This is a genomic window from Ruegeria sp. BC2, from assembly GCF_056539245.1.
In genome coordinates this window covers 131,226-145,389 of record NZ_JBQFUQ010000003.1, presented here as the reverse complement: position 1 = coordinate 145,389, position 14,164 = coordinate 131,226, and the positions used below count along the sequence as shown (strand labels likewise).

The following is a 14,164-nucleotide window of genomic DNA, read 5'->3' as shown; positions in this document are numbered from 1 at the left end:
GACCCATGTGCGGTATCGCCGGATTTCTGACTTTTCAGCCCATGGGCGCCGACTCGGGCCGCACCACGCTGCAGGCCATGTGCGACGCTATTCAGCACCGGGGTCCCGATGCCGACGGATTGTTTGTCGATCCAGACGCCGGTGTAGCTCTGGGCCATCGCCGCCTTTCGATCGTCGACCTGTCGGAGACCGGGGCGCAGCCAATGACCTCGCCCAGCGGCCGGTTCACCATCGTCTACAATGGGGAAATCTACGGCTTTCTGGCCCTGCGGCAAACGTTGCTGGACAAGGGCGTCACGTTTCGCGGCACATCAGATACCGAGGTGCTACTGGCGGCTATGGACCTCTGGGGCATCCGCAAGACATTGGAACAGGCGCACGGCATGTTCGCCTTCGCGGTCTTGGATCGCAAGCTGAACCGGGTGGTTTTTGCACGCGATCGGTTGGGCAAGAAACCCCTGTATCTAGGCCTCAAATCCGGCCAGCTTTTGTTTGGTTCCGAACTCAAGGCGCTGCGCGCGAACCCCGCATTTGGCTCACCGGAAGCCGACCGGCGTGCTCAGGCGCAGTACGCCCGCTATGGATATGTGCCGGCACCACTCTCGATCTATCGCGAAGTTATGAAGTTGCCCGCCGGATCAATGGTCGAAGTCCGCTTGGACCAACCGCCCGGGACGGCTCAGGACCTGCTAGATGCCATCCGGACGTTCTGGGACCTTCGCGACTACGCGAAACAGGGACTTGCCGCACCAATCCAAGACGAAGACCGGGCGCTGGCTCGTATTGAAGAGGAATTGCAACGCGCCGTGCAGGAGCGCATGGTCGCGGACGTCTCGGTGGGGTCCTTCCTGTCCGGCGGGATAGACTCGACCCTGATCACTGCCATGATGCAGGAACAAACCAACAGCAAGGTCACCAGCTTTACAGTCCGTTTCCAGGAAGAAGGGCTGAACGAAGCAGACCATGCCGCCGCAATCGCTGCACATCTGGGCACGGACCATCACGAGGTCACTGCGACACCCTCCATGGCGTTCGAATTGCTCGATGACCTACCACACGTCTATGACGAACCTTTTGCCGACCCATCCGGTGTTCCAACCCTGCTGGTGTCCAAACTGGCCCGCGATCAGCTGACCGTCGTCCTGTCGGGTGATGGCGGCGACGAATCCTTTGGCGGGTACGAACGCTACGCCCGAATGATGGCGATGGAACGCCTGGGCCGAAAACTTCCAAGGCCGGCTGCGACAGTCTTGGCAGCATCCCCTGATGCCCTGCGTGCAGCCGTTGCGCCGATCCTGCGTAAATTCGTTTCAGACACCATGCGCGACCAGATCACAGCCGACAGGATCTCCAAAGTCGCCTCGGTCATCGCGCAGTCTGATTTCAGAAGCCGATACAATACCCTGTTCAGTCTTTGGGACCCGTCCGCAGCGCTGAAGGACGTGAATGACGGCGGGGTTTATCAAACACTCGGATTGCCCAACGGCCTTGATGAAATCGACACGATGCTGCTGCTGGATTCCTGCCTGTATTTGCCCGAAGGCATTCTTGTGAAAGTCGACCGAGCATCGATGGCCGTCGGTCTTGAGGCGCGTGCGCCCTTGTTGGATGACCGCGTCGTCGCCGCCGCTTGGCAGGCGCCCCGATCCCTGCGTTTCGACGGCAAACAGGGCAAGGTGGCCCTAAGGCGCCTCGTGGACAAGCGCGTACCAAAGGCCTTGTATGATCGCCCAAAACAAGGGTTCGGAATTCCCGTCAACGACTGGCTGCGTGGCCCGCTGAAGCCTGTGGCAAACGAGGTTTTTTCAACAGGACAAGGGGTCGAGGACGTATTCGACACAGCCACCTTGGCGCGACGATGGCGCGAGCATCTCAGCGGGCGTCGCAATTGGGGGCCCCATCTGTGGACGGTTCTGATGTATCATTTCTGGCAGAAAAAATGGCTGATCTGATCCTCGAAGCGCGGGCTTCTGTTCACCAAATTCGCACAAAAGGACGCAATTCAGCCGATTGTCATGCGAAACAGAGGTGCACGCCCCTATTGTTTGTCACGCGCTGCACCGACGTGCCTAAGTCTGTTCATGACTGAACTGATTGCATCCTGCTCGGGCCTTTGGCGCGATATCCGGTCCGAATTTCGGTCTCCACACCCCCCTGCAATGAGACGGCAGGCGGGCCTCGCGCTACTGCTTCTGTTTGGCGTGGTCTTTGCTTTTTTCTATTTTCGGCTGGAATTCGCGCGGCAGTTTCTGGACATGCCCGCACCGCCGGGCAAACCGTTCTACAACGACGACTGCATTCTTGCCTCGGACCCTGGCCGTTACTCGCATGGCTTGTTTCAGGGGCACTACTTGGCTTTCCACCTTGCGCGCCACCCGCTGGTGGTGATGCTGAACGCCGCCATCGCCGAGCCGTTGACTTGGTTGGGCATCCGGCAGCCTGTCGCGATTTCGATCAGCCTCGCATTCTGGGCTGCTATGTCGTCTGTCACGATTGCACTATTCCTGCTGCGCCAACACCTGTCGCTCTCCGTTTCCATTCTGGCGACGCTTGCTGTTCTCCTGACCTTCGGAACCGTCACCACGCTCAGCGTTGTCGAGACCTACAGCGTCTCACTCTGGGCGATCGCCATGTCATTGTTGATCATTGCCGAGATGGCCAGACACTGCGCCAAATACCCGGCCCTTACCAGCGTGATCGCTGGCCTGGCTTGCGGTGTGCTGGCCGGATGGTCCCATTTGCCGGCGGCTGCATTCTCACTGGTTTATGCTGGATTTGCATGGGCGTCTCTCAGCGGAGGTGTCGGGCGGAAACTGACGTTCGGACTGGTGGTTCCGTCGGTGATCGCCGTAATCTGCATGATGGCTCCGGTCGTTTTTCTGGGCATCGTTCTGGACGGTGATCCTTTCATGGAACCGACCGAGATGGTTGGCCGGTACGCGGACGCTGCGAACTTCACCAACCCGGAAATCATCAAAGACTATGCCGCCGGCTTCTTCCTGTTTTCCTGGGTCGCGCCGGCCGAAACCGTTCAGTGCCGCTTTTTGCTGGATCGGCTATGGGAGATTCTCCGCGATCCAAGCCGTTTGGCCCTGACAATTCTGGCGACAATCCTGATCGGATGGGCAATTGTTTCCGGCACCAGAACACCTGGCCGCGCCCCGCTTGTGCTGGCGGTGTGGACGTTGGTGGGTACGTTCTTTGTGTTTTACCTGTTTTTCAACCCGCTCGAAGTGTTGCTTTACAGCTCTCACTGGACCACGGCCATAATCCTGGGTTCGGTCATTCTGCTGAGGGAAAAGCCGGGACTTGTCTTGCTGTTGAGTGGAATTGTGGCGCTCAGCCTGTATGTGAATGTATCGCCTCTTGCGGATCCGGCTTCATTCGATCCGGCGCAATGCTGTCCGCACGGAGGTCGAAACTAGGCCGGTCTGGGCGGCGGCTGTGGGTAAACTTGACAACAAAAGTGACCCTACTTAGCGTTCTGGGTCATCGTCTCCGCCGGTGAAAATTTAGGACACGCCGAATTCGCAAACGGTTACTTGCGCCATTCGGCAATGTTTCACGCTGTTGGTTGTAAAAGTGTTTTTGGGTTGAATTCATGCGGCAGTCCACCGAACTGAAGGTATTTTTCTTTTTCCTCATTGTCTGTGCAACCGGGCTTTTTGCCGCCGGCACATGGCACGGAATCGGAATGCGTCCGGATTCTATGGCCTATCTGGGGCTGTCCCCTGACCGGTTTCAACAGGCGCCAACCTATACCGCGCTTATTGATCTGCTGGCCGGAATGGGTGTCCAGCCCGTGCTTGCGGCCACCGTACTGAATATCCTCAGCCTGATCCTGAACATCGCTTTGATGTTCTTGATCCTGAACGACTGCAAGGTTCGGCCACGGATGATCTTTCTGGCAGCACTGATCATGGTCCTGAGCCCCCAGTTCATGTACGCGCATGTCACGATCCTGTCGGAACCGCTCACGACAAACTGCTTGCTGGGCACCTATTTCTTCATGTCCCGTTACCTGCGCGGCGACAACGTGTCCGCCTTTGTGTTGGCAAGCTGTCTGGCCGCCCTGTGCGTGCTGACCCGGTTCGCATTGGTCCCACTGATCGCGGCCTGCTCGCTGACAATCCTTGTTTATGGGCACGGTGATCTGCGCCGTCGACTGGTTTCGGCGATTGTGTTCGGCCTGATCGCATCCGCAATCATCATCGGGTGGTACCTGTACAATCAAACTTCCGGCGGGACCGGCATCGGGCGTCAAGCAGCGTTCCTTGGGGATCCCGACACCGAGACCTTCCGCGCGGCACTGACCACGCTATCAGCCTACGTGCTGCCAAGCTCTCTGCCGTCGATTGTCACGTTGACCGCATTGGTTGTGGTTTTGGGATTCGTCATTGCTCTGATCGGCACAGCTTTGGAGGTTCAGACCAACCCTGATGACCTTCCCGGTCTGCCAGTTGCGCGTCCGATCTCGTTCTTTTTGCTGGTCTACGTTCCTTTCCTTGTTCTGGCCCTGTTTATCGAGGCCAATCTGACCATCCATGCCAGGTACCTTTTGCCAGTGTTCATTTCGACTCTGGTTCTGGGGTTTGCTCTCGTTGGCGGTCAGCCCGGAACGGATATGATGAACCGGTTGCGTCCCGTAGCTCTCATACTTGCGCTGGCGTTGACCGGAACCTATGCCGTACGTACGGCAGCGATGACCCGCACCCACATGACGGATGGGAATTTCTATGCCTCACCGGTCTGGAAGAACTCTCCGACTTTGGCGCATCTGGACAATCTGCGGGACGGTGTCGTGGTTTACTCAAACGGCTATGATGTCATTCGGCTGGTCAAGGGTGTGGATGCGCTCAAGTCCCCTGAGTTGTTCGAGCGCAGAACCGGCAGGCCTGACCCTGGTACGTCGCCAGAAAAAGAAATTCAGGAGGTCCGCAAACGCGTGGCCGACCAAAACGCGGTTGTCGCCATCCTGAACGAGATCGACTGGCGGTTCTATCTGGTCGATGAGGAACGGCTGATCCGCGAAGCTGATCTGACCCTACTCTATGAGGAGGCCGACGGGCGGATCTATGGATCTCCCGCCAGTTTCAAACCGACCGAATGAAGGATCGTATGTCATGAAGCTTGCTCCAACACTCGGGGCCGAACAATGATTGGATCGATGATATTCAATCGGGTGGCTCTGCATTCACGCCCTGAAGGATTGATTGATGAAGTTTGAAGACCTCAAACACGTCTCGGTTCTGGTCGGTCGCTATTTCGTGACCGGGTGCACGGCCGTCGTCATCCATTTCTCGGCGATGGCGTTCTCGGTCGAGGTCTTGGGCATCTACGAAACGATCGCTTCGGCAATCGGGTTCCTGATGGGGGCCACATTCAATTACTGCATCCAAAGACTATGGGTGTTTCGGTCCAGCGTTCCACATCGCAGTGCCCTGCAGAGGTTCATTTTGGTCACGGCGACGACGTCGGCGATAAACGTAGCGCTGTTCTCTCTTCTCTTTGCGTTGTTGCCTTTCCACTACTTGATCATTCAGGCGTTCGTGACCGGGTGCATATTCCTTCTGAATTTTACCCTGAACTGGAAAATCACCTTTCGCGAGCCTGCTGCTGAACCACCGGAAGCCCGGGCGCAGGACGCCCGAAGGTAGGTATGCCGGACCAAACCCACTGTGTCGTATTCGGAAACAACGCCGACAAGCAAGCGATTTGTTCACGATTTTAAGACCTCGAAAAGGCAGCTCTTCGCCCGACGCCAGAATGGCCAAAAACTCTCTGCTCTCGGATTTGCATCGCTTTTTTTGCCCGCCAAACGCACAGGGACGGCCTTTTGGCCTGATATGGCTAGATAAATCTATCGAGCCGATCAAAGTACAGGTAAAACAATATGATAAATAACAGTTCGATTCTGACGCCGATTTTAAGCCGTATTCACGGTCCGAAAAAAATGGAGAACACTCGTGCAATCCGGTGACGACGTAATTGCCAACCAGCATGAAACCAACGATTTCATCAATATCTGGTTGCTACTGCGCCGGAACCTTCTGGTCATCTTTCTGTTGGTCGTCGGTGCGGTCTCGGCAACAGCCTTCTACATGTCGACCATCCCCGACCAGTATCGGTCGGACGCACAGATGGTTTTGGCTCTCACGGAAACACGATTCAGCGAGTCGACCGGACAGCTGGAAACCTATGAACTGAACCGGTCGAGCGTGGAAACCGAGTTGGCCCGACTGCGGTCTCGCGACTTTGCCGAGCAGGTGGCAGACCGCCTGGGTCTGTTCGACGACCCCAGCTTTGTGCGCCGTGCGCCCGGCGCGGACAGCGAGGCGGATGAAGAGATTCACCGCGCTGCGGTCACCGACAAGGTTCTGGCCTCTTATTCCGTCTCCCGCGCGGGAGAAAGCCTCGCCATCAGCATCGAAGGCCGATCCACATCGCCGGTGCTGGCTGCAGCCCTGCCCAATACCGTCATTGCCGTCTATATCGCGAACGAGCGCGACGCACGGGTCAATCGCTTGATGACATCGATCGACAATCTCAAACGCCGGGTCGGTATCCTCGGCGAAGAATTGACCCAGGCGGAATCGAATTTGGCCGAGTTCATCCGTGAGGACAATCTGGATGACGAACAGGTCGTGACCCGGCTGCGGGCCGAGGTGGAGCGGCGCAAGGCCCAGCTGCGCATCGGCATCGAACGCAACCTGCCGGAAGACGAAATTCTGGCCCTCCAGGAACAGCTGGTCACATCCGAGCAGGAGCTGGAGGCCCGCACCCGTCTGGAGCTGTCGTTGCTGCGCCGGGAACGCGAAGTCGAACTACTGCGAACCCGCTATCAAACCACGATCGACAACCTGACCTTGCTGGAAACTCGCATCGGCCAGCTTGAGGACGGCACGATTCAGGTTTCCAAAGCACGAATTCCGGTTGAACCCTATGCCCCCAGCAGGTCATTGATCACGGTGCTGGCCGGCCTGTTCGCAATGATCGTTGGCTTCATCATCGCGCTGGTGCGCGAGGGCCTGGACAGAACGGTGCGCAGCGAAAACCAGATCTTCCGAATGACCGGCCTCAGCAACCTGGGATATATCGCCCGTCAGCGACGCAGCAAAGTGTTCGCCGGTGAGAACAAGGCGATCGAAAACCTGTTGCAGAGCCAGAAATCGCCCCTGGCCGAAGCCGCCCGGGGCATCTTGACCAATTGTATCAAGTTCCAGCATTCCAAGGTGATCCTGATCACCTCTGGCCTGCCGAACGAGGGCAAATCCTTCGTCAGCAGCGTTCTGGCGACCTCGGCGGCGGTTGACGGACTGAACGCTCTGCTGATTGATCTGGACACGCACCGTCGCGGCGCGACGAAGACGTTCATTCCGGACATGGATGAGGTGCAACTTTCGGAAATCTATTCTGACAGTGTAACCCTGCAACATGCTCTGACCACCGAAACCAAAGGGTCACTGGATCTGATCACCGCAGCCTCGCCTACGCACGAGCTGTCTGATGCCGCGTCAAACAAGCTCAAGCAACTCAAAGAAACGCTGCTGGATCAATACGATATCATTATCGTGGACACACCCCCGGCACTGGTGATGGATGAAGTGTACCGCAACGACATCCTCGCCGACGCCGTTCTGCTGGTCGCGCGCTGGGGAAAAACGCCACAGCATGCGTTGCAAGCCGCGGCAAAACGGCTTCAGTCATCCGGCTTCAATGTACTGGGTACGATTCTGAATGACGTCGACCCCAAAAAGTACCGCTGGACCACGTACGAAGGGTATTACGGTACTTACGACGACTACTAGAAAATCCGGCGACCGCGCCGTTCCGGCCACCGGGGATGTCTGGTGGCCGAGTCTGTGCTACCATGCAGGCACCGGATGCTGCGCGCGGGTACTGACCGACGTGCGGCGCGGTCGGAATACCTGACTTTGCTTGGAGTGGGTTTTGGGGAAAGCTTCTTCAAGGGCAGATGAAAACGGGGGGCTCATAATCATCGCGCTGGCACTGGTCCAGGCGGTGATTCAGACGGCTTTTCCCTTGGTTGACGTGAACTTCTCCAGTGACTCGGCGGACTACGTTCAAGCCGCAGCATATCGCGGCTTTGCATATCCTTTTTTTCTGGACCTTTTCGACGGGTTCGCGGACCCGCTGCGCGCCGCTGTTGTAGGCCAGATCTGGGTATTCTCGGCTGCTGCATGTCTGTTGTCGGTCACGCTGGCCCGGGCCACTGGCCACTCCGGTGCCGGTCTGGTCCTGCTTGGAATTCTGATCATCAACCCGATGACGATCTACTTCAACTACAGCATCCTGTCCGAGTCTCTGTTCCAGAGCGCGACATGCGTCTATCTTGCCTGTCTGGTGCAAGCGATCCACGGCCCCAAGCCCTGGCACTTTGCAGCCCTGGGCATGACAGTCGGCGCCATGATCGCGATCCGTCCAGTTGGTTTTGCTCTTTTGCCCATCCTTATCGTGGTGGTTCTTTGCGCGAGCTATATCAATGGCAGGCGCCCGTGGGCTGGGCTGGCTCTGGCAGTTCTGGGCGTCACCTTCGTGCTGCTTGCAGACCGCGCCGCTTACGATCTTCGCCACGATGAACCTCGCGAAAGCGTGCTGGGGAACGTCTTATTCGCAAAAAGCGCCATGTTCGCTGCAGGCCCAAGCCCCTATGCCCCCGATGACCCACGAACCGAAGTCTGGATTATTCTTGAAGAAGAGGGTCCGGCAGACGCACGCGAGGCGATTTCCCGGGCGCCATTTGGACCGGTCTCCTTCTTTCTGATGCACAGCTACGAAGCCAGCTTGATATTTCTGTACGAGAAGGACCGGTTGCAGTCCATTGCCGACCGAATTGGCATTCCAAAGACTGAACTCATGGCCGAAATCGGTTCAAGACGAATTCTGGCGAACCCAACGGGTTTTCTGCGGTTGCCGCTACAACACTATGCCGCCCTCTGGCAGCCCTTCTACCATGCCGTGACCGCGAACGACATCACCGCCTACATCGCGCAGAATGGGCCGTTCCCGATGGACAATGCGCTCGGCTACATCACCCGCGATGTATTTGATCCGCCGCATGCACGTCTTATCCATTCCGCGCTTGCGATAGGTTGGCTGGCTTCGATCTTGATCCTGGCGGCCTCAATCCTTTGGCTGCGCCGAAACTGGCCCGGACGTCAGATGCTGACCCTGGCTGGGTTGGGGGTGCTGAGCCTGCATGCGCTATTGTTTCTGTCTGCAACACTATCCATTGCGTCGGTAAGGTATCTTGCAGCACTTTGGCCTATCGTCGCGGTGGTCATATGTGCTAGTTTCCTTGTGGTTTTGAAGCTTTATGATCGCCGGAAGAAGCACGCAAGGCGCAGTCTGGAAATCTGACATGCCGCCCGTATTGTTCTGTTTCCCGCCTTTTCGGGTCCGGCAAATGTTGTTGTGTCGGTGAAAGTGGTTGCAATGGTAAAAGCCGGATTCAAAGACTATCTGTCCATTGCGCGCATCGACCATTGGTTCAAGAACATCTTCATTCTGCCGGGTGCCGTTCTTGCGGTCATCATGGGCGCCGAGTTCACCGGTCGGTCGGTAATCGACCTCGCCGTCGGGATCTTTTCGATCTGTCTGATCGCATCGGCCAACTATACCATCAACGAGTGGTTGGACCGTGAGTTCGACCGACACCACCCGAAGAAGAAAGAGCGTGCCTCGGTCGTGACCGAAATCGACGGCCGGATCGTCTGGTTGCAATGGCTGGGTCTGGCGATCATCGGTCTGGGACTCGCGCTGCTGATCAATACGCCGTTCTTCCTGACGGCGCTGTCCCTGCTGATCATGGGGATCATCTACAACGTCAAACCAATCCGGTCCAAGGACCGCGCCTATTTGGACGTTCTGAGCGAGGCCATCAACAACCCCATCCGGTTCTTTGCGGGCTGGTTCATTATGGTTCCGCCGATCGTGGCACCATCCAGCGTGTTGATCTCGTACTGGTTCGGGGGCGCGTATCTGATGGCGATCAAGCGCTTTGCCGAATATCGTACCATTGACGACCCGGCGCTTGCCGCGCGGTACCGCGCATCTTTCAAAGACTACGACGAGTCGAAGCTACTGGTTTCGGCGCTGGTCTACGCAATCTTGTCCACCGCTTTCCTGGGCGTTTTCCTGACCAAGTACAAAATCGAGCTTCTTCTGTCTCTGCCCTTCGTGGCGATGTTGTTCGGGCGCTATCTTGCCGTCGGGCTGGCGCGGGACTCGATCGCACAGGCCCCCGAAAATCTGTACAAACAACGCGGCCTTGTTTTTCAGGTTATTCTGCTGGTGGTGGTCATGTTCGTTCTGCTCGAGATCAAGCTTCCGTTCTTTGAACAGTTGCTTGAAATCCGGCCAGTCGGGTCATAGGTGCCGGGCAACGGACCGGCTTGCTGCCAGACTGGAGGTGATGCGCGCATGGTGAACCAGCCTTCAGATGATGTTGTTTCCGCACCGGCCCGGCGATGCTGGTTGTGCGGCACCGGCGGCCTCAGGAGGATAAAGGAAAGCACCCTGCGCGGGGATCCGACGTCGCGGAACTTTGAAATCTCGAATGCCGACTACGGTACAACCGCCGCGATCGACCAATGCGTCCGCTGCGGTTTTTGCCAATGCACGGATATGGTCGATGTCCTTAAATTCTACGAAGACCTCGAAGACCCGGCCTATGAGATGACGCGCCCCCAAAGGGCGCGGCAGAAGCGGGTGCTGCTGAACAGGCTGCCAAGACCCACTGCCGGCGCGAACCGGCTGCTGGATGTGGGGGCCGGAACCGGTATTCTGGTCGAGGAGGCCATCGCCTGTGGTTACGACGCGATCGGGGTTGAGCCGTCGCGGCGGTTTTGCGCACGCGCAAAACACCATGGCCTGCCAGTGGTCCAAGGCGTTCTTCCACATCCCGATCTGACCGGCCCCTACGATGTAGTCACTCTGGTAGACGTGGTTGAACACGTTCCGGATCCGCTGGACCTGATCACTCAGGCTGCGCGGTTGCTGGCCGATGATGGAGTACTGGTCGTCGTTACGCCCGACCGCTCGTCCCTGTTGGCGCGTATCATGGGAGACCAATGGTGGCACTATCGTGTTGCGCATATCGGCTACTTCGACCCTGAAACACTGCGCTTTGCCTTGGCCAAAGCTGGCTTGCAACAAACCGAATTTCATCGGCCGACGTGGTATTTTCCATTAGGATATCTGGTTGAAAGAGTGCATCGTTATCTACCCAGATGGGCGCGCTTCAAGGTTCCAGCACGGCTGTCTGACCTGGTGATTCCAGTGCACCTGCGGGATTCAATGATGGTCTGCGCGACCAAAACTCAAACCCGGGAAACCGCGCCCTAGACCAAAGACAGAAGAATTTTGACAACAGCCAAGGTTTTCAGAATGCCAATTGCAAAAAGGCCAAGACTGCTCGCCGTATTACATGGTTCGCTATTTGCGACTGTTCTGGCGATTGGCAGCAGCCCCGGTACGCTGCTGGCCGAGAACGCGAACCGGTCCTTTTCGGCGCAATTGCCGGATGGCTCCCAAAGAGCATTTCCCAGCGCCGAAGGGCATGGCGCCGCGGCCAAAGGTGGGCGTGGCGGGCGAGTGATTTATGTCACCACTACCGAAGAATTCGGGCCCGGCTCCCTGCGAGCATGCATCGACGCCAAAGGTCCTCGAACCTGCATCTTTCGGGTCAGCGGAACGATTACACTGGAAAAGGCGTCTCTGATCGCAAACAGTCCTTTTCTGACCATCGCCGGAGAAACCGCTCCGGGCGGCGGGATTGCGATCCGAAACGGCCCACGTCAATTGCGCCCATCACTGGAAATCCGGACGCATGATGTCATCGTGCGCCATGTTCGGTTCCGGCCCGGGCCGCACGACGTAGAGTCCTGCTGTTCAGGGGCCATTGGCGTCTACACCAAAGCCGCGCGTGACGTGATCTTCGACCACATTTCCGCCAGTTGGGGCAGCGACGAGACCATTGACTCAGAAAACGCCGAACGGCTGACCTTTCAGTGGAGCATCGTCAGCGAGCCCCTCTTGCATGGCGGACCAGGCAAAAGCAACCGGGCCCGCAACATGCTGCTGACAAAGGGCGGAGACTTCAGCATCCATCACAACCTGTTCTCTCACGGGATGTTCAGAAACCCGCAAATCGCGCCCCAGACTCCCGGGACCACGACCGAAATCGTAAACAACCTGATGTACTCGCCGATCTGGCAATATGTCGTTTCGCTGGACAATCGCTGGACCGAGCTGGACGCCAATATCATTGGCAACCTGAAGCTGTCGGGTGAAAGCATCGATTCCAATCTACTGGTGCACTTGTTCGACGGCTTCAAGAATGGCTACCGGCTGTACCTTCGGGACAATCTTGATGAAGACAACCGCAACAGCCTGGACCTTCCCGAGGAACTGGTCCTTGCCCCCGAACATCGTGTCTATGTGGTTGATGAGCCGGTCACCCCACCTCTGGTCCAGGCCGATCCGGTTTCGACAGTGTTCGAAACGGTCCTGCAAAACGCTGGCGCGACACGCCCGTCTCGCGACGCGGTGGATCAGAGGGTTGTTCAGGAGGTCCGTGACCGTTCCGGCAAAATCCTAAAGAAGAACCCTGAAAAGGTCGGCGGTTGGCCCGAGCTTGAAAGCGCCCTGCCCTATGCAGACAGCGATGTCGACGGGATGTCTGATGAATGGGAAACGCAATGGGGCCTGAATCCCACGGACCCGACGGATGCAATTGCGGATTCGGACGAAGATGGCTGGACCAACCTTGAGGAGTTCCTGCACGAATTGGCTGGCGACGGGAACGGCATGGGAAAAAGCAACCCGTGACGTGTAACGCTAGCGGCGCCGGTACCGATCGGACGCAGCCAACAGCCCCAATGCCACGATCCACGGGATCAGCATACCGCGCTGGTAAACATGGGTGTAGTTCATTGACAGCGCCGCAAAGGTCAGCGTGACGGTCACCACGGTCGCGCGCCCGTACACCCTGTTCGGCACATTATGCCGGGCCATTACGGCGTAGACGATGGCGGACCCCAAAACGAAGCACAATCCCAGCAAGGCTAGAATGCCCCCTTCGTTGGCCAGCAACAGGTACAGGTTGTGAACGGGAATGCCTTGACTGCTCAGTTCGCGATACTGTCCCGCGCCCATACCCACCAGAAAGTAATCCGGCAGAAACCGCCAGGCCTCGATCATGAGATCGGCGCGGTCTTCAAATGTACCCGCATGACTCAGGTCCCCCTCGAGCAGAGGTGACAATACCCGGTTGCGGAACGTCGGCGGAAAAATGAACTCGGCCCATTGGATACTGATCCAAGCCATCGTCGTCACAGCTGTTCCCCAGATCATCAGCACGCGCTGATTTCCGACCAGCAGCAGGAACAGAGCACCGCAGATGACCGCACCGGCAAGGCTGGAATTCGAACTTGCGTAGATCAAAGTGATGGCGAGCAGCCCGAAGAGGGCCAAGAATGGCAGTTTTCTTAGCGCACCCGTTAGCCCAAGATACCACAATACCGGGAACCAAAGCACGATCAGTCCAGCCAACCCGTTTGGATTATCCACCAACCCCGCCACGCGGTAGTTGCCGCTGACCAGCATGAAATACCGGGATTCGCCACCGGAATAGCCCACGCCATAGGCGATCATCCCGACAAGACAGTTCAAGGCAATCGAGATCACGCCGACCTTTGCAAGAGTAACCGCCTCTTCATACGGGCGGCCCAGGATCGCCAGAGGCAGAAGGACAAACGAAAAGAAATACTGCACGATGACGACGAAGGCCGACACCGGATCGCCGTGCGCGATAGAGCCGATCGACAGTCCCGCCACCATCATCAGCATGCCGATGAACCAGACCGAGGACGCGGAATGCAACGGAAACAGCGGCAGGCTGCGGTTGCACCGCAGGATCACGGCAATCGTCAGAAACATGTCGCTGGCCGTGAACAGAACCGCCGGATGGCGAAAGGCAGTGAACGTGCTGAACAGCAACGCAGTCATCAGACACGCGAATTCGATCTGCTCCAAAATCGGCTTAGGCCGGCTGATATTGTTGACTGGCACCATATTCTACAATCCAAACGGCGGTGGGTTACCTGGCCCGCAGACTGGTACCCGGAATACAAGGGTAACA

General features: G+C 57.5%; 10 protein-coding genes. 9 read left to right on the top strand and 1 reads right to left on the bottom strand.

The features are described from left to right. Positions 1 to 5 precede the first annotated feature (5 nt). From asnB to ACR0CU_RS13880, 9 genes are all read left to right on the top strand, one after another. Positions 6 to 1,952 carry an asparagine synthase (glutamine-hydrolyzing) gene (gene asnB / locus ACR0CU_RS13920; protein ID WP_170447944.1) on the top strand — a complete coding sequence of 649 codons (1,947 nt, stop codon included), beginning with the start codon at positions 6 to 8 and terminating at the stop codon, positions 1,950 to 1,952. Positions 1,953 to 2,081: 129 nt separating this feature from the next. Further along, a complete protein-coding gene (locus ACR0CU_RS13915) occupies positions 2,082 to 3,425 on the top strand; it encodes a hypothetical protein (protein WP_170447942.1) in 1,344 nt (447 codons plus the stop codon). A 269-nt stretch (positions 3,426 to 3,694) separates the two neighbouring features. Continuing rightward, a complete protein-coding gene (locus ACR0CU_RS13910; RefSeq protein WP_170447940.1) occupies positions 3,695 to 5,110 on the top strand; it encodes an ArnT family glycosyltransferase in 1,416 nt (471 codons plus the stop codon). A gap of 106 nt (positions 5,111 to 5,216) precedes the next feature. Beyond that, positions 5,217 to 5,657 (top strand): GtrA family protein, encoded by a 441-nt coding sequence (locus tag ACR0CU_RS13905; protein ID WP_170341738.1) that lies wholly within the window; start codon positions 5,217 to 5,219, stop codon positions 5,655 to 5,657. Between the two features lie 309 nt (positions 5,658 to 5,966). After that, positions 5,967 to 7,808, top strand: coding sequence for a GumC family protein (locus ACR0CU_RS13900; RefSeq protein ID WP_170447938.1), 1,842 nt, complete (start codon positions 5,967 to 5,969; stop codon positions 7,806 to 7,808). Positions 7,809 to 7,950: 142 nt separating this feature from the next. Beyond that, positions 7,951 to 9,381 carry a hypothetical protein gene (locus tag ACR0CU_RS13895; protein ID WP_170447937.1) on the top strand — a complete coding sequence of 477 codons (1,431 nt, stop codon included), beginning with the start codon at positions 7,951 to 7,953 and terminating at the stop codon, positions 9,379 to 9,381. A 75-nt stretch (positions 9,382 to 9,456) separates the two neighbouring features. Beyond that, positions 9,457 to 10,395 carry a UbiA family prenyltransferase gene (locus ACR0CU_RS13890; RefSeq protein WP_170341743.1) on the top strand — a complete coding sequence of 313 codons (939 nt, stop codon included), beginning with the start codon at positions 9,457 to 9,459 and terminating at the stop codon, positions 10,393 to 10,395. Positions 10,396 to 10,647: 252 nt separating this feature from the next. Continuing rightward, a complete protein-coding gene (locus ACR0CU_RS13885; protein WP_480643269.1) occupies positions 10,648 to 11,367 on the top strand; it encodes a class I SAM-dependent methyltransferase in 720 nt (239 codons plus the stop codon). A 42-nt stretch (positions 11,368 to 11,409) separates the two neighbouring features. Further along, on the top strand, positions 11,410 to 12,852 hold the full coding sequence (locus ACR0CU_RS13880) for a hypothetical protein (protein ID WP_480643267.1): 1,443 nt from the start codon (positions 11,410 to 11,412) through the stop codon (positions 12,850 to 12,852). Positions 12,853 to 12,861: 9 nt separating this feature from the next. On the opposite strand, the gene ACR0CU_RS13875 is transcribed toward ACR0CU_RS13880, so the two are convergent. After that, positions 12,862 to 14,031 carry an O-antigen ligase family protein gene (locus ACR0CU_RS13875; RefSeq protein ID WP_170341747.1) on the bottom strand — a complete coding sequence of 390 codons (1,170 nt, stop codon included), beginning with the start codon at positions 14,029 to 14,031 and terminating at the stop codon, positions 12,862 to 12,864. Positions 14,032 to 14,164 lie beyond the last annotated feature (133 nt).

Bases quoted from the DNA above. Each gene is read 5' to 3' on its own strand.
- ACR0CU_RS13905 (WP_170341738.1), top strand. From the start codon at position 5,217: ATGAAGTTTGAAGACCTCAAACACGTCTCGGTTCTGGTCGGTCGCTAT.
- ACR0CU_RS13910 (WP_170447940.1), top strand. From the start codon at position 3,695: ATGCGTCCGGATTCTATGGCCTATCTGGGGCTGTCCCCTGACCGGTTT.
- ACR0CU_RS13875 (WP_170341747.1), bottom strand. From the start codon at position 14,031: ATGACTGCGTTGCTGTTCAGCACGTTCACTGCCTTTCGCCATCCGGCG.
- asnB (WP_170447944.1), top strand. From the start codon at position 6: ATGTGCGGTATCGCCGGATTTCTGACTTTTCAGCCCATGGGCGCCGAC.
- ACR0CU_RS13915 (WP_170447942.1), top strand. From the start codon at position 2,082: ATGACTGAACTGATTGCATCCTGCTCGGGCCTTTGGCGCGATATCCGG.
- ACR0CU_RS13880 (WP_480643267.1), top strand. From the start codon at position 11,410: ATGCCAATTGCAAAAAGGCCAAGACTGCTCGCCGTATTACATGGTTCG.
- ACR0CU_RS13885 (WP_480643269.1), top strand. From the start codon at position 10,648: ATGGTCGATGTCCTTAAATTCTACGAAGACCTCGAAGACCCGGCCTAT.
- ACR0CU_RS13890 (WP_170341743.1), top strand. From the start codon at position 9,457: ATGGTAAAAGCCGGATTCAAAGACTATCTGTCCATTGCGCGCATCGAC.